This is a genomic window from Paenibacillus sp. NFR01, from assembly GCF_900111565.1.
Classification (GTDB): Bacteria; Bacillota; Bacilli; order Paenibacillales; family Paenibacillaceae; genus Paenibacillus_AQ.
The window spans coordinates 65,836-81,335 of the sequence record NZ_FOIK01000004.1 but is presented as its reverse complement, the minus strand read 5'-3'; the positions used below and the strand labels follow the sequence as shown (position 1 = coordinate 81,335).

The window sequence follows — 15,500 nt, the reverse complement described above, 5'->3', positions numbered from 1 at the left end:
CTACTCCTTCCTGGCAGCCGGGTGATCCTTTGCGTCGTTCCGGCTGATGCCATGCATGACAAAGGAGATCATTTGCGAGACCTCCTGTTCATCATCCCATTCCTGCTCCGGCAGGAGAAGCAGCCGGGTCAGCAGGTAGCCGATCACCGACGAAGCCGCAAAGCGGATGACGGCCGGCGAAGGAGCGTCAACGATTTGCCCTTCCTGCTGGAACCGTTCCACCACCGAGCTGACCCGCTCCAGCACCTGGCTGAGAACATTGTCGAGAAACTGCTTTTTCAACGACGGCTGAAATGGAATTTCCTGAATGAGAATCTTGATGATTTTAAAATTATTCCGCGCAAACTCCAGCCGGTTGAGGGTAAACGCCCGCAAAAAGGCCTCGAAAGTGTCGTACGGGGTCACCAGCACGTCGCCGAAATTGCGCAGCACGAACGGAGCGATCATCCGGCTCATCGTCGGGGCGACAATGGCGAGCAGCAGATCCTTTTTCGTCTTGTAGTAGCGGAAAATCGTGCCCTCGGCCACGCCGGCCTTTTGGGCGATCTCGCTGGTGGCCGCCGCCGAAAATCCCTTTTCGGCAAAAACCTCCACCGCTGAGCGCAGGATGGCGATCTGCTTCGGCGTCATCTTCTGCTCTTCGCTCAGGGCGAGCATTTCCTCGACCCATGCTTCAAATTCGCGTTCATGTTCAGGCTGTGTTTTATCCATAAAACGGTCCTCCAAAAAAATCATGCTTTGTCCATCGTACCACATGCGGCCCGGATTTACATTTTGCGGTGCTTGCGCAGGGCGATGATGTTCAGGAACATAAATACGAGCGAGAATCCGATCAGGACCATCACGTCGACGGCGATGGCGTTCCAGCCTTTGCCGCGGATCATAACGTCGATCAGTCCTTGGGCGCCGTAATAGATCGGAGTCGCCAGCCCGATGCGCTGCAGCCAGAGCGGAAGCGTGTCAAGCGGAAATAGTCCGCTGAGGAAAATCTGCGGCACAATGACGAGCGGAATGAACTGGATCATCTGCAGCTCGTTGGCGGCGTAGGCGGAGAGAAGCGTCCCCAGGGTCAGCGCCGAAATCGCGAGCAGCAGGGTGAGCAGCAGCACCAGACCGAAGCTGCCGTTCATCATAATGCCGAGCACCTGGATGGAGAACCAGGAAATCAGGAGTGCTTGGAACACGGTGAAAATGCCGAAACCGAGCACATAGCCGAAGACGATTTCCCGGCGCTTCAGCGGCGTCGACAGCAGGCGCTCCAGCGTTCCGGTCGTCCGTTCGCGCAGCAGCGAGACGCCGGCGATCAGGAAGACAAAGAAAAAGACGAAAACGCCGATCATAATCGGGCCGAAGCGGTCAATCGTCCGCATGTCGTCCGCGCCGTACAAATAATCGATCTGCGGCTGCAGCGCCATCCCGGAAGCTGCGGGGAGCAACGAAGTCACCGCCTCCTGCAGCGCCCCCATGACGGCGCGGCTGGCGGTTGGATTGCTGCCTTCCAGCAGTACCTGCGGCCGATTCCCGTCTCCCTGGATCAGGGCATCGATGTCGCCGCTTCTCAACGCCGCTTCGCCGTTCTCGGCAGAGGTGTAAGGCGTAACCTCCACCTTCTGTTTCTCCAGCGCGGGAGCGAGAATGCTCATCCCCCCGGTGAGGCCGATGCGCGGCGTGTAGCTATCGCTGTTGAACACGAGGCTCATCAGGCTAAGGACGAGCAGCGGAGCAGCGAACATCAGCGCCATCGTCCGTTTGTCACGGATAAACTGCTGCAGTATACGTAATGCAATTGCCTGGATTCTCATTGCCGTGCACCTCCGTAATACAGAAACGCTTCTTCGATCGAAGCCGAGCCCGTAGCCTGCAATAGCCCTTCAGGCGTATCCACCGCGAGCAGCTCGCCGTCCCGGATCATCGCCAGCCGGTCGCATTTTTCCGCTTCGTCCATGACATGCGTCGTCAGAATAATCGTCGTGCCTTTGGCGTTCAGCGCCTTCAGCTCGCGCCAGATCGACTGCCGCAGCAGTGGATCGATGCCCACGGTCGGTTCGTCGAGAATGAGCAGCGGAGGTTCGTGCAGAAGCGCAATCGCAAGGGACAGCCGGCGTTTCATACCGCCGGAGTATTGCCCGACTCTTTTTCGCAGATGTTCCTGCAGGTTCACGACTTCCATCACATCGGCGATCCGCCGGACACGGTTCCCGCCCTTCAGTCCATATAATGAAGCAAAAAACTCCAGGTTCTCTTTGGCGCTAAGCTCGGTGTACAGCGCATCTGACTGGGCCATGTATCCGATGCTCTGCAGCATGGAGAGTGCGGGCATCTTCACGCCCAAGACGTGCACCTCGCCGGCGTCTGCTTCGTCGATCCCGTTGAGCAGCTTAACCAGCGTGGTTTTGCCGGAGCCGGACGGGCCGAGGATGCCGAAAGTTTCGGCTTTGGTTACTTGCAGAGAGATGTTTTTCAGCACGGTTTTGCGGTCGAAGGTCCGGTACACGCCATTCACTTCAACGACAAGCGATTGTAAATTCATCGTATCTCCTCAATTCATTAAAATATGAGTGAGTCCTCACTCATTATTGTAATCTTCCTTTTTCCCGTTGTAAACCGTAAATTTACCCGCCCTTCATTTAAACATTTTATGTCCAGACCTTAACACAGAGGCTGATTTTAACGTCTGCTTTACAAAAACCGGCACCGGGTGCGGGAAGGTACAACTTCTGCCCGTTTACTTAATATTTCCATAACAATCCTCAGGAACAGAATTGACACTCGTGGATGAAAATAACATTAGCAGTTACCTATAGGAAAAGGGTGAATCGAATTGAAAAACAGTAAATGGTTAAGCGCGGCTTTGGCTGGGGCAGTTCTTGTAGCCGGAGGTGCGGGAAGCGTTTTGGCAACAAGCAGCAGTGTCAGCGCCGCATCCGTTAAGGCCGCAGTAACAACAGGCACAGGCAACTGGTCTGTTGACGGAGCTTCCTCCACGTTCAGCACCATTAACAGCAACGGTTATAAACTGTATGCGCTGAGCGAAGTAGCCGGAGCGCTCGGAGCCAAACTGGTCGCAGGCGCGAACGGTTATGAACTGAATGACAGCAAGGGATTACATACTGTACACATTCAAGTGGGCGCGAAAAGCTATTCGGTGGACGGCGCTGCTCAATCCTTCACCGTAGCCCCTGTTATTTATAACGGCAAAACTTATGTTGAACTGACCAAGACAGTTAACGCCCTTGGCGGCGAACTGGATGCGGCATCGACTTCCATCCTCAGCTTTGCCCGTCCTGAAGGTTCGTATGACACGCTGGTATGGACCGCCGACGGCGCGCTGCTCGCTAACAAGAGCGACGCCGAAACGACGCAAATTTACAAATTCACCACGCATCCCGGCAACTACGATCTGTTCACTTCGAACAGCAGTGCGGTTGACGTAGCTGTATCCCCGGATCAACAATGGGGCGCATTCAGCGATGAAAATGGTCAACTGAAGCTGATCAACCTCTCCACCGGAGCCGTTAGCTCCCTGGGCACCGACACCAGCGTTAAAGTGGACTACACCTGGTCCGCCGATGGCAAAACGCTCTACTTCCTCATGGGAGACAAGCAAGAAAAGATCGGCAAAATCTCCGTTGAAACCGGCGCTTTGACCACGCTGCTCGACGACAAGGTTGAAAATAAATCCGAAGTCCGCGTTTCGGCGGACGACAAAAAGCTTGTTTATATCGTGAACGTAACAGGAACCGCAAAAAACGACGCCGACAGCACGGAAGATTCCCTGACTGTCGATTACAGCAACGCGGCTGAGCAAATCTACTCGCTGGATCTGGCTACGAAAGACGCTAAACCGGTCGCACTGACCACCGCCCTGGACAACAAGCTGTATCCTGAAATCCTGTCGAACGGCGCAGTGGTTTACCTGAGCGCAGACGCTGACGGTACAGCACCAAACACGCTGAAATCGATCAGCGCCGACAAAACGATCAACGCGATCGCTACGGACGTAGAAGTGTTCTGGTCCACGGCAGCCGGAGACGGTCTGGTTGTAGCCGGTACCGCTACAGACGGCAGCACGGCGGTATACTCGATCAGCGCAAGCGGAGCCAAAACCGAGCTGTTCCACTCCTCGGATGATGTATCCGAAGTGGCTGTATCCAAGGACGGCAGCAAGCTGGCCATCATCTCGGACGGCAAGGTTGAAGTAGTGCAAGGCGGCAAAGTGCTGACATTGACGAAATAATAATGGCTTTCTTCAAGAATAGACCCACACATTTAGCGGCAGAACGCCGGAAGGAGAATTTTAACAATGAAAGTTTTTAACAAACTTACGGTAACGGCACTCAGCGCCGTAATCGCGGTAACAGCAGCATTTGCAGGGGTTGCGGGTGCAGCCGACAGCCTGAAAGGAAAAATCACCGTCAACGGTTCCACGGCCCTGCTGCCACTGACGCTGCAAGCGGCCAAGGAATTCCAAAAGGAGCATCCGAAGGTAAAAATCGCCGCATCCGGCAAAGGTTCCGTAACCGGGCCGCAAGCCGTTAAAAAAGGCATCGCCGACATCGGCGCGTGCGACTGGGATGCAAGCACGGACGTACCGGGCTTTAAAGCATTCGACGGCCAAGTAGCAAACAAAGTAGCGGTTATTCCGTTCGCAACCATCGTCAACAAAAATGTAACGGTAGACAATCTGACCACCGAGCAGCTGCAAGGCATCTGGTCCGGTAAAATCACCAACTGGAAAGAAGTCGGCGGCGCGGATGCCAACATCGTGCTGATTACCCGTTCTTTCGGTTCCGGTACCCGCGTTAACTACCAAGCCAAGGCTCTGGCCGGCGGCGACATCAACAAACGTTCTTCCAACTACAAAGAAACCGGCTCCAGCGGCGACATGAAGACTGCTGTAGCTACGACTCCGAACGCCATCGGATTCATTGACCTTGTATACGTAACCGGCGGTGACATCAAAGCCGTTAAATTCAACGGTGTAGCTGCATCCGTAGACAACGTAATTAACGGAACGTACAAAATCTGGTCTTACGGTTACTACATGACGAAAGGCCAGCCAACCGGCGCAACCAAAGAATTCATCGAATACGTACAAAGCAAGAAGTTCCAACAAGGTTCGCTGAAAAAGCTGAAATTCATCCCGCTGTCGGCGATGAAAGGCTAATTGCAATAGTTCATACGATGAGTAGCAGTGCCCAGCCTCGGATTGCCTCCGGGGCTTGGCTCTTTATACAGGAGGGAAAGTATGGGGGCACCTGTCCACAACCTGTCTACACGGGTCCAGAAAAATTATAAAGAAGGCTTTGCCAGCGCGAAACGCCACAGCAAGCATATGTTCAGCAACAAGCTTTTCCGTTATTACTTCTTATTCAGCATTTTGGCCCTTTGTTTTGTACTGGGGCTGGTTATTGTGTTTATCGGCAAAACGGCGCTGCTTCTGTTCGCCCACATTTCACCGGCGGACTTCTTTCTGTCGTTCAACTGGACGCCGGAGGAAGATTCGTTTGGGGCGGCTGCCTTCATTATAAATACACTCTCCCTCACGGCATTAAGCCTGCTGATCGCGGTGCCGATTTCGGTAGGGATGGCTGTACTCTGCGCCGAAATCGCGCCGAAATGGATGAAAAATTTTATCCGGCCTGTGCTTGACCTGCTCGTCGGAATTCCTTCAATTGTATATGGTTATCTCGGACTCACCGTGCTGCTTCCGTTCCTGCGCCGCGCCAGCGGCGAGGGTCTCGGCGACGGTCTCCTTGCAGCGGCGCTGGTGCTGGCGCTGATGGTACTGCCGACCATCTGCCGGATCAGCGACGATGCGATTGTCGCCGTCCCGCGCAAATACCGCGATGCCGCATATGCGCTGGGCTCTACCCGCCTGCAGGTCATTATGCGCGTAGTGCTTCCGGCGGCCAGCCGCGGCATTATTTCCGCGGTCATTCTGGGGATGACCCGGGCGATCGGCGAAACGATGGCTGTCGTTATGGTTATCGGGAATACGGCGCAGCTGGCCAAATCGCTGTTCTCTCCGACATCGGTATTGACCAGTAATATCGTTATGCAAATTTCCAACGTTGAATTCGATTCGACCTGGAACTATGCCCTGCATATGATGGCGTTCCTGCTCCTGATCATCTCGTTTGTCATGATTCTGATCATCCGGATTCTCGGCAGAAAGAGAGGCGGGGAAGCATGAGCGGATTCGTACGCAGCAAAGCCACCCTGCGGGCGCAGCGGAACAACAAAATTGCTACCTTCTGCTTCTACGCGCTGGGTGCGCTCGTCATGCTGCTCATTTTCTGGCTGCTCTTTACGATACTGAGCAAAGGCCTGCCGCAGCTTCGCCCGGACTTTCTGATCAAGCAGCCCGAAGAGATGGACGCCGGCGGCGGGATTGGTCCGGTGCTGTTCAACTCCTTTTACATCCTGATTCTGTCGCTGATCATCTCGATTCCGATCGGCGTCGGCGCAGGCATCTATATGGCGGAATACGCCCCGGACAATAAATTTACCGGAGCTTTGCGCATCTGCGTAGAGTCCTTGTCCTCCGTTCCGTCGATCGTGTTCGGTCTGCTGGGCCTGGCGATCTTCGCCGACTACCTCGGCGTCGGCCTCACCATTCTCGGCGGCGGCGTCAGCCTGGCGTTCCTGAACCTGCCGATGCTGGCCCGCGTGACCGAAGAAGCGGTCCGCGCCGTTCCGGGGGATATCCGCGAAGCCGGCTATGCCCTCGGCATGACCAAGTTCCACGTCATCCGCAAAGTGGTGCTGCCGGTAGCGATGCCGGCGATTATCACCGGCATCTGCCTCGTGGCCGGCCGCGCCTTTGGGGAATCGGCGGTCATCATCCTGACCGCAGGCCTCAGCACCTCCGGCGAGATGTGGGATTTCAATTTGTTCTCCCCGGGCGAAACGCTGGCCGTGCATCTGTGGTATGTCCAATCCGAAGCCATCGTTGAGGACGCGCGGCAAATCGCGGACAAATCCGCGGCCGTACTGGTCATCGTCGTGCTCCTGATCAACTTCCTGTTCCGCGCACCGCTTTGGTGGTCCAGACGCGGCGCGGGGAAGAAATCGGGGCTGTAAGGGATTCATCTTTTATACTTTTTTAGAGCCCGCAGGGCAGTGTATCTCCGGCAACGGGAGAAACACTGCCCTGCTTTTATATGCCCACACACATTTGTGTAGAGGGAGGAAACGACGTAGGGAGGTTTGGAATTGGAGGAGCGACAGCGTCCGCCTTTGTTTCCGGATTTCTACCGCGAACAGCGGTATAATCCAGGGAATCCGGAAACAACAGCGGCCGGAAATCCAAACATTCCCGCAGTCGTGCCCGACCGATACACAAACCGACCGATACACAAATCCCCCCCGGAGTTGTACAATGGGTAGGCAGCAATCGCAAGGGAAGGGTGAAATGGCATGGCGCGTTTCCTACGGTTTTATCGGAACTGGAGCGTGACGACGAAATTCGTCATGATCTTTGTCTCCATTTTATTGGTATCGCTGGTGCTTACCGGGTATACCTTATACAAGCAGGCGGCGGGGTCGGCCATCGAGCAGGCGCAGACGATCATGGAACAGAACCTGCTGCAGACCAAAGCGAGCATTGAAGAGAAGATCAAGATGACGGAGAACATTTCGCAGATCATCGCCTTCGATTCGCGGATTCAGACGCTGCTGGACAGCGATTTTACCAATGAAAGCTTTCAGCTTCAGGATTACCGCGACAATGTCGCACCGAGCATCGACAACATCATGCGGCAAAATCCCTACATTCATTCCATTCATGTCTATATGAGCAACCCCCAGATTCCGGAGCTGTACGGGGGCTACGACGGATTTTTCGGCTTGCGCCGGGTAGAAAGCGATCCCAATTACAGTGCGCTGCTGGCGGACAACAGCAAAAAGTCGGAATGGCGCAGCGTCCATAAGGAGAAATTGCTGCTCGTACGTCCGGATGTATCGGCGGTGGCCGATGTGCTGTCCTATAATCGCAAAATCTATTCCTTTCACGACTTCGGCATCGCGGGTTTGGTCGAAATCGAGATTACGGAAAAAGAGTTATTCAAGTCCCTGCGCGACTCCGTATCAGGCACTCTTGGCAACGTTTACATCGTAGACGGGAACGGACGGATCGTATCGGACAATATTCCCGAAGCCTATGGTGAAAACGCGGAGCAGGTCGGGCTCGGGAACTGGATTACGGGAGGTGCGGCCAACCGGCTGGCTTCCGTCAACGGAACCCGTTCCATCGTCATTTCCATTCCACTGTCCGGGCCGAATCTGAGGATCATCGGGGCTTTTCCCGTCAGCCATGTCGTCCAAAAGGTGCAGGATTCGCTCTACACGACGTTGTTCGTGCTGGCGGCGGCGCTGCTGGTGCTGAGCTTGTTCGTGTACTTTGTGACGGTGAAGCTGCTGTCGCGGATGAAGCAGCTGCTCAAGGCGATGAAGCAGGTGCGCGAGGATTCGCTGGGCGTCTCGGTTCCGGTCATCGGCAACGACGAGTTCTCCCAGATGACGCACAGCTTTAATCATATGACCCAGCGGATTCACGATTTGGTCGAACGGGTGTACAAATCCGAGCTGCTGGAACGGGAGGCGGAGGTTAGAGCGCTGGAATCGCAGATCAATCCGCATTTTCTGTACAACACGCTGGCGACGATCTCCTGGGTGGCCCGCAAAGCGAAGGCGCCGGATGTTGCCCGGATTTCGGATTCTCTGGCCAAATTTTACCGGCTTGTCTTGAACAAAGGAAGTTCGGAAACGCTGATCCAGAATGAGCTGGAGATGGTCAAGGCGTATCTGGCGATCCAGAAGTTCCGCTTTGAGGACCGGTTTGACGCCGTTTTTGAAGTGGAGGACGAGGTCAAGGATTTCGTGACCTTGAAAAATATCCTGCAGCCGCTGGTGGAAAATGCGCTCGTGCACGGCATCGAACCGAAACGTTCGCACGGCACGATTATTATTAAAGCGAGCGTCGAGGACGGCTGGGCGGTGCTGCGGATTATCGACGACGGCGTCGGGATGACGGCGCAGCGGATCGCCGATATCCAGGCGGAACGGCCGCTGGCGTCCAGCGGCAGCGGATATGCGGTAGCCAATATTACCAGCCGGCTGCGCTCGCATTACGGCGAAGAACACCGTCTGGAGTTGTTCAGCAGGCTGGGCATCGGGACGGTCATCACGATTTCGTTCAAAGCAAGGAGGCTCATCTAATGTTTAAAGTGCTGATCGTTGAAGATGAACGCTGGGAGCGGGAGGGGCTGGTCGAGTTTCTGGATTGGCCGGCGCTTGGCGTCGATACGGTGGATACCGCTTTTGACGGGATCGACGGGCTGGAGAAGGCCGTCCGGCTCAGACCCGATATCATCGTGACGGATATTCAAATGCCCGGGATGAACGGGCTGGACATGGCGAAGCGGGTCCGTGAAGAACTGCCGCAGGTGCATATCGTGATCCTGACGGGATATGATGATTTTGAATACGCCCGGGAAGCGATCCGCTTCCACGCGGCGGAGTATTTGCTGAAGCCGGTCGAAGAGGAAGAAATGCTTACGGTGATGCGGCGGGTGGTGCGGGCCTGCGAGGAAGAGCGCCGGCTGCAGTTGGAGGAAGCGGAGAAGCTGGACCTGCTCGAAGCCGGACGCAAGGCGTTCCTCCGCCACGCGCTGAGCGACCTGCTGGCCGGGCGGGCCGAAGGACTGGAGCAGGCGGCCGATGTCGGCGCGCATCTGAGCGGGTATGGGGAGCGGCTGCCGGCCGGCTATGCGGTGTGGATTCTGCGTTCGCCGCTCGACGGCGGGATCGATGCCTTGGAAGGCCGGGCGGAAACGGCACTGGACCGGCCGGTGCTGGCGCAGGCGATCGGCGGCGGCGTGCATGCCGATTTTGCGCTGCTGTTTGCGCTGGAAGCGGAGGAGGCGCAGCGGCAGGCGGAACTCGCGCCTTTGCTGCTGCGCGAGCTTGCGGAAGCGTACGCGGCCGAGCACCCGGGAGAGCCCAGCGGCGGAGAGGGCCGCTGGATTCTGGTCCGCGATGCGGGCATGGCGGCGCTGGAGCAGGCGCCTGCAGCCTATGCGCAGGCGCTCCGTTCGCTGAAGGCCGCGGTATGGAGCGGCCTGTCCGGCATTGTAGCCGCCGGAGCCGAGGAAGAGGCGCGGCAGCGCTTCGTCCGGGACGCGGAGGCGCTGGGGCGCGGCGTCCGCGAGCTGGAGAAGGCCGTTCGCGCCAGCTTTGGAAGCGGCCGGGAGGCGGAAGCGCTGGACGCGATCGATGAGATCTTCGCGCGGCTGGCGGAGTATCCCGGCGCAGGCCCGGCCTATGTGGGCGGACTGCTCAGCGGGCTGATTGAGCACCTGGAGACACTGGCCGCGCCGGCTCATCCCGGAGCGGCCGAAAAAGGTGCATCGAGCCTGGAGGCGCTGCTGGACTGCGAAAGCCGGGCGGACATGAAGCGGTACGTGTTGGCCGTAATCCGCAGCATTGCCGCCCGGCTGCACGAGAAGCGGGAGAACAAGGAGGAATACGTGGTCGACCGGGTCATCCGGCTGGTGGAGGAACGCTACGGCAATCCGGAGCTCAGCCTGGCCTATCTGGCCGCAGAAGTGTTCGTCTCCCCGAACCATCTCGGCATGCTTTTTAAGAAAAACACGGGTAAAACGCCGATCGAATTCATTCAGAGCCACCGCTTGTCGCGCGCTGAAGAGCTGCTGCGGACGACAAAGCAAAGGGTATCGGTCATTGCTGAGAAGGTGGGTATACCGAACACCTCCTATTTCGGAACGCTGTTCAAGCAGGCGTACGGCATGTCGCCGGGCGAATACCAAACCCTCTCCCAGCGCTAAGCTTCGGCCTCCGCGCGAGAATCGACAATATCCGGCAGCCTTCACCCCATCCGTTTCCGGCGGAAGGGGTGTTTTTTTGTCTGTCCGCAAAATGTATCCGCTTTTAGGTAACGCTTACAACATCGTTCGTTTTTGATACCTGTGTGTTTTTTTTGTATATCCCCGGAATGAGAGCGTTTTTATAATTAACCTATAGACACATAGAAACCAAACTGTTGGGAAAGGAAGTAGGACCATGAGCAGTATACCCGCCAAACACAGGCTGAGAAACCGGATCTGGCAGCAGCGCTATTTATTGATTTTGACGCTTCCTGTCGTTTTGTGGATGATTGTGTTTAATTACATTCCGATGTACGGACTCATCATCGCGTTCCAGGAGTACACGCCGTTCCAGGGATTCATTCACAGCCCTTGGCTCGGATTCGGCAATTTCCGCGAGCTTTTCGCCGATCCGACCTTCAGAGAATCGCTCTACAACACATTTAAAATCAGCATCGCCAAGCTGGTCTTCGGCTTCCCGGCCCCGGTCATTCTGGCTCTGCTGTTAAATGAGCTCGTCTTCAAACGCTTTAAGCGTATCGTCCAGTCGCTGACGTATCTTCCATACTTCGTATCGTGGGTTCTGGTCGTCGGCTTTATGTACACGCTGCTTGATCCAGATACCGGCGTAATCAGCAAGCTGCTGGTTAACCTCGGCGTTATTGGAAGCGACACCATGCTGATGGGCGATTCGAAGTCCTTCCTCGTCCTCGTCGTGTTCACAGAGATTTGGAAAAACATCGGCTGGAACTCGATCATCTATCTGGCGGCCATCGCCGGCATCGATCCGCAGCTGTATGAGGCGGCCGTCGTGGACGGCGCAAACCGTTTCCGCCGGGTATGGCATATTACGCTGCCGGCACTGAAGCCGACGATTATCATTTTGCTCATTCTGTCCATCGGCGGGTTGGTGAACTCCAACTTCGACCAGATGTTCATGATGCAAAACTCGATGACCCAGGACGCAGCCAACGTCTTATCGGTATATTCGTACAAAATGGGTCTGGTCTCCGGCCGCTTCTCTTACGGAACCGCCATCGGCTTGTTCCAGTCCATCGTAGCCTTTGTCCTGATGTACATCGCCAACTTCACGTCCAATAAAATCACGAAAGAAAGCCTGTTCTAGGAGAGGAGGAACGAAATCATGCTAACCCATTCACGAAGCTGGAGCAGCCGCACCTTTGACATCGTCAACATCATTCTCATGCTTGCGCTGTGCGTGGTTACCCTATATCCGTTTTATAATATCGTCATTACGTCGTTCAACGATCCGACGGACGCCGCGCGGGGCGGCATTACCTTCTGGCCGCGCGTGTTCTCCATCGACAATTACAAGATCGTATTCCAGGACGACAACATGCTGCATGCCTTTGTCGTTACCCTGGCCCGGACGATTCTCGGAACGGCGACCGCCGTTTTGTTTACCGGCGCCTTCGCTTACGGGATTTCGAAGACCGAGCTGGTCGGCCGGCGGATTTTCCTGATCATGGCGATCATTACCATGTATTTCAGCGGCGGAATTATTCCCTACTATTTAGTAGTCGCGAAATACCTTCATTTAAAGGGACATTTCCTCGTCTATATCATTCCGAATCTGTTCAACGTGTTTAACGCCATTATCATGCTCACGTTTTTCCGGGCGCTGCCGAAAGAGATTGAAGAGTCGGCGAAGATCGACGGCGCCAACGATTTGCGGATCTTCTTCCAACTGGTGCTTCCGGTCTCCAAGCCGGTGCTGGCGACAATCGCCCTTTACAACGCCGTGTTCCACTGGAACTCCTGGTATGATGCGATGCTGTTCGGCGGCGACAAGCTGCTGACGCTCCAGCAAATTTTGATGCAGATCATCAGCTCCAACAGCAATGTCAGCCAGCTGGCCAGCCAGCTCGGGTACGGCGCAGTATCAGCGGCTTCGCTGAAGCTCGCCACCATGGTGATCACAACGCTGCCGATCGTATTTACGTATCCGTTCGTGCAGAAGTATTTTGTCCAAGGGGTCATGATAGGCTCGGTCAAAGGGTAATACGGAAGCATGCTTCCGGTCCGGGCGTTCATGTATATAGCAAGACCAAATATCAAGGAGGTCAGATTTATGAAAGGGAAAAGCTTAAAGACAGGCGCACTCGCCATTTTGGCCTTGGGCATGCTCGCAGGCTGCGGCTCCAATAACGGCGCAAACAGCAAAAATAACACTCCGGCGGAAACGGGGGCGGCAAACAGCGGCAACAATGCCCAGGCGTCCGCCCCGGCAGCCGATGCAGGCCCTGCTTGGAAATCGGATACATCTCCATTTACCTTCACCCAATATTTTTACGGCAACTGGGCTTCCAACTATCTGTGGAAAGACCAATACGCAATGAAGCTGGCGACCGAAAAAACCGGCGTTACCATCGACCGCAAACTGGCGACCGGCAGCGACGACGATTACCTGAATACCATGATCGCCTCGGGCGACCTGCCTGACACCATCATGCTGGACTGGAACAACCCGGCCGTGAGCAAACTGATCAAGAACGGCATGGTCTACTCCATGGACGAACTGATCGAAAAATATGCGCCGGAGTTCAAAGACCAGCTTGATCCGGACATGGTGAAATACCACTCCATCGACGGCAAGCTCTGGTACCTGCCGAACCTGTATGAAACCGCAGACCGCCTGACGAGCGGCGTGCCGATTACGCCGATCCGTCCTTGGTTCATCCGTTCCGATATTTACGCCGCCATTGGCAGTCCGAAGATTGAAACCCCGGATGACCTGATGGCCGCGCTGAAAGCCGCCAAAGCGAAATTCCCGGATGTCAGCCCGGTCGGCGTTGAATTTTTCGATGTTGCGAAAAACGGCTTCCACGGCAGCAACTCCATGGACTATTTGATTTATTCCTTCTCTCCGCACCTGCTTGAAGAGCAAGTGAAGGACGACCAGCAAATCGTGGAATACCCGATGCGCAACAAAGGTTTCATCGACGCGTTCCGCTTCCTGAACCAGTTGAGCCGCGAAGGCCTCTTCGATCCGCAATTGCTGATCTACAAGCAAGAGCAATACGAAGAAAAACTGTACGGCGCGCAATATGCGGTCGCTTCGCAATACATGAACAACATCTACACCATGTATAATCCGAAAATCGAAAGCACGCTCGGCAAGGAACAAACGTACACCGTTCTCGACGGCCTGAAAGTAAACGGCCAAGATCCGCGTTACCCGGCTTCCCGCCTGATGGGCTGGCAAGGTCTGTTCATCACGAAAAACGCGAAAAATCCGGAGCGCATCATCAAGTTCGCGGAATACGCCTGGTCGGATGAAGGCCAATTGGATATGAGATACGGCAAGGAAGGCGAAACCTACGACATGGTTGACGGCCTGCCGAAATACAAACAAGACATTCTCGACATGTCCGTAAAAGACAATGCGACCTTCAACTCCAAATACGGCTTCAACGATTCCACTTTGCTCTTCAGAGCCGGCAAGCTGTGGGACGATGCATCAGCACGTGACCTGAAGGAAAGCCAACCTGCCCAATACGAAGCCATGAAGCTGCTCGAAAAATACAACTTCGACAACTATTCGCTCGGCATGGAAAACCTTGAGCCGGACGGCGCAACGGCCGAAGGTACGATCAACGCCAAAGTGAAGGACCTGTGGAACAAAACGATTCCGAAGCTGGTATTGTCTAAATCCGACGCCGAATTTGACGCAGCCTATAACGAATTTGTGAAACAAATGGATCAAGTCGGCGCGCAAAAAGTCGAAAAAGTGATGTACCAACGTCACCTGGACGACCTCAAGAAAAAAGGCTTGTAATTCCGTCATATAATAGAAAAGAATGCGCCAATTGCGGGCGGCCGGGAGTTGCGGCCGTCCGTTCTTACATGCGCTAGGGAAAAGGAGAATCGGAGAAATGAGCGTGGAAGAGATGAGTATACACAATGAAGGCAGAAAAAGCATTCTGTTCATCGGGGACTCCATTACCGACGGGAACCGGGGCCGTACCGACGACCCCAACCACATTCTCGGCCACGGCTTCGTGTTCCAGATCGCCGGCCGGCTCGGCCTGGAACTTGGGGCCGAGGCGCCGCTGATCGTCAACCGCGGAATCAGCGGCGATCGCGCGTCCGACCTGTACGGACGCTGGAACGAGGACGCGATCAGCGTGCAGCCGGATCTGATCAGCATCCTCGTCGGTGTCAACGATGCCTGGGAGCAGATCCACGGCAATCCGCGCGGCGCCACGGACCGCTTCAAGCGGGCATACCGCCACCTGATCGAGGAGACGCGCGAGGTGCTTCCGGATACTCGGATCGTCATCTGCGAGCCGTTTATCCTGAAGGTCGGCGTGCTCGTCGAGAAATGGCCGCAGTGGCAAAGCAAACTGCGGGACTACCAGCAGGCCGCCCGCGAGCTGGCCGCGGAGTTCGGCGCCGTGTTCGTCCCGCTCCAGCACCTCTTCGACGAGGCCTGCGAGCGCGCCGAAGCGCCGTTCTGGCTGTGGGACGGCGTCCACCCGACCGCGGCCGGGCATGAAATGATCGCCCGGCAATGGTTGGATGTGGTGCGTCTGGATAGCAAGCGGACGGCGCAGCAATAGCTGGCCGCCGCGGCGGGTCAAGTGAGGG

At 55.7% G+C, this 15,500-nt stretch carries 13 protein-coding genes; 10 read left to right on the top strand and 3 right to left on the bottom strand.

The genetic code is table 11. The features are described 5' to 3' along the window. Genes BMW84_RS17625 through BMW84_RS17615 form a run of 3 tightly spaced genes read right to left on the bottom strand, consistent with a single transcriptional unit; the run spans nucleotide 1 to nucleotide 2,530 of the window. A complete protein-coding gene (locus tag BMW84_RS17625) occupies nucleotides 1-711 on the bottom strand; it encodes a TetR/AcrR family transcriptional regulator (RefSeq protein WP_091070688.1) in 711 nt (236 codons plus the stop codon). Between the two features lie 56 nt (nucleotides 712-767). Further along, on the bottom strand, nucleotides 768-1,802 hold the full coding sequence (locus BMW84_RS17620; protein ID WP_091070687.1) for an ABC transporter permease: 1,035 nt from the start codon (nucleotides 1,800-1,802) through the stop codon (nucleotides 768-770). Further along, nucleotides 1,799-2,530 (bottom strand): ABC transporter ATP-binding protein, encoded by a 732-nt coding sequence (locus BMW84_RS17615; protein ID WP_091070685.1) that lies wholly within the window; start codon nucleotides 2,528-2,530, stop codon nucleotides 1,799-1,801. Before BMW84_RS17615 ends, BMW84_RS17620 begins: the two co-directional genes overlap by 4 nt. Before the next feature lie 291 nt (nucleotides 2,531-2,821). On the opposite strand from BMW84_RS17615, the gene BMW84_RS17610 reads away from it, so the two are divergent. The 10 genes from BMW84_RS17610 (at nucleotide 2,822) to BMW84_RS17560 (ending at nucleotide 15,472) form a co-directional block, all read left to right on the top strand. Further along, complete coding sequence (locus BMW84_RS17610) at nucleotides 2,822-4,237, top strand: stalk domain-containing protein (protein ID WP_139209642.1); 1,416 nt, start codon at nucleotides 2,822-2,824, stop codon at nucleotides 4,235-4,237. A 66-nt stretch (nucleotides 4,238-4,303) separates the two neighbouring features. Next, nucleotides 4,304-5,167: a phosphate ABC transporter substrate-binding protein gene (locus tag BMW84_RS17605; RefSeq protein ID WP_091070682.1), complete on the top strand. Its 864-nt coding sequence runs from the start codon at nucleotides 4,304-4,306 to the stop codon at nucleotides 5,165-5,167. Between the two features lie 81 nt (nucleotides 5,168-5,248). Then, nucleotides 5,249-6,196 carry a phosphate ABC transporter permease subunit PstC gene (gene pstC / locus BMW84_RS17600; RefSeq protein ID WP_091070680.1) on the top strand — a complete coding sequence of 316 codons (948 nt, stop codon included), beginning with the start codon at nucleotides 5,249-5,251 and terminating at the stop codon, nucleotides 6,194-6,196. Next, on the top strand, nucleotides 6,193-7,086 hold the full coding sequence (gene pstA / locus BMW84_RS17595) for a phosphate ABC transporter permease PstA (protein WP_091070679.1): 894 nt from the start codon (nucleotides 6,193-6,195) through the stop codon (nucleotides 7,084-7,086). The genes pstC and pstA overlap by 4 nt, the downstream gene beginning before the upstream one ends. 336 nt (nucleotides 7,087-7,422) lie before the next feature. Next, nucleotides 7,423-9,222 carry a cache domain-containing sensor histidine kinase gene (locus tag BMW84_RS17585; RefSeq protein ID WP_091070675.1) on the top strand — a complete coding sequence of 600 codons (1,800 nt, stop codon included), beginning with the start codon at nucleotides 7,423-7,425 and terminating at the stop codon, nucleotides 9,220-9,222. Further along, nucleotides 9,222-10,850, top strand: coding sequence for a response regulator (locus tag BMW84_RS17580; protein ID WP_091070674.1), 1,629 nt, complete (start codon nucleotides 9,222-9,224; stop codon nucleotides 10,848-10,850). The genes BMW84_RS17585 and BMW84_RS17580 overlap by 1 nt, the downstream gene beginning before the upstream one ends. Nucleotides 10,851-11,085: 235 nt before the next feature. After that, nucleotides 11,086-12,015, top strand: a complete 930-nt coding sequence (locus BMW84_RS17575) for an ABC transporter permease (protein WP_091070672.1) — start codon at nucleotides 11,086-11,088, stop codon at nucleotides 12,013-12,015. Nucleotides 12,016-12,033: 18 nt separating this feature from the next. Continuing rightward, the gene (locus tag BMW84_RS17570) at nucleotides 12,034-12,912 is read left to right on the top strand and encodes a carbohydrate ABC transporter permease (protein ID WP_091070671.1); all 879 of its coding nucleotides are present in this window, start codon (nucleotides 12,034-12,036) and stop codon (nucleotides 12,910-12,912) included. Nucleotides 12,913-12,981: 69 nt separating this feature from the next. Continuing rightward, nucleotides 12,982-14,688, top strand: a complete 1,707-nt coding sequence (locus BMW84_RS17565; protein ID WP_175498874.1) for a type 2 periplasmic-binding domain-containing protein — start codon at nucleotides 12,982-12,984, stop codon at nucleotides 14,686-14,688. Between the two features lie 97 nt (nucleotides 14,689-14,785). Continuing rightward, complete coding sequence (locus BMW84_RS17560; protein ID WP_254773034.1) at nucleotides 14,786-15,472, top strand: SGNH/GDSL hydrolase family protein; 687 nt, start codon at nucleotides 14,786-14,788, stop codon at nucleotides 15,470-15,472. Nucleotides 15,473-15,500: the final 28 nt, after the last annotated feature.

Bases quoted from the DNA above. Each gene is read 5' to 3' on its own strand.
- BMW84_RS17625 (WP_091070688.1), bottom strand. From the start codon at position 711: ATGGATAAAACACAGCCTGAACATGAACGCGAATTTGAAGCATGGGTC.
- BMW84_RS17620 (WP_091070687.1), bottom strand. From the start codon at position 1,802: ATGAGAATCCAGGCAATTGCATTACGTATACTGCAGCAGTTTATCCGT.
- BMW84_RS17615 (WP_091070685.1), bottom strand. From the start codon at position 2,530: ATGAATTTACAATCGCTTGTCGTTGAAGTGAATGGCGTGTACCGGACC.
- BMW84_RS17605 (WP_091070682.1), top strand. From the start codon at position 4,304: ATGAAAGTTTTTAACAAACTTACGGTAACGGCACTCAGCGCCGTAATC.
- pstC (WP_091070680.1), top strand. From the start codon at position 5,249: ATGGGGGCACCTGTCCACAACCTGTCTACACGGGTCCAGAAAAATTAT.
- pstA (WP_091070679.1), top strand. From the start codon at position 6,193: ATGAGCGGATTCGTACGCAGCAAAGCCACCCTGCGGGCGCAGCGGAAC.
- BMW84_RS17585 (WP_091070675.1), top strand. From the start codon at position 7,423: ATGGCGCGTTTCCTACGGTTTTATCGGAACTGGAGCGTGACGACGAAA.
- BMW84_RS17580 (WP_091070674.1), top strand. From the start codon at position 9,222: ATGTTTAAAGTGCTGATCGTTGAAGATGAACGCTGGGAGCGGGAGGGG.
- BMW84_RS17575 (WP_091070672.1), top strand. From the start codon at position 11,086: ATGAGCAGTATACCCGCCAAACACAGGCTGAGAAACCGGATCTGGCAG.
- BMW84_RS17570 (WP_091070671.1), top strand. From the start codon at position 12,034: ATGCTAACCCATTCACGAAGCTGGAGCAGCCGCACCTTTGACATCGTC.
- BMW84_RS17565 (WP_175498874.1), top strand. From the start codon at position 12,982: ATGAAAGGGAAAAGCTTAAAGACAGGCGCACTCGCCATTTTGGCCTTG.
- BMW84_RS17560 (WP_254773034.1), top strand. From the start codon at position 14,786: ATGAGCGTGGAAGAGATGAGTATACACAATGAAGGCAGAAAAAGCATT.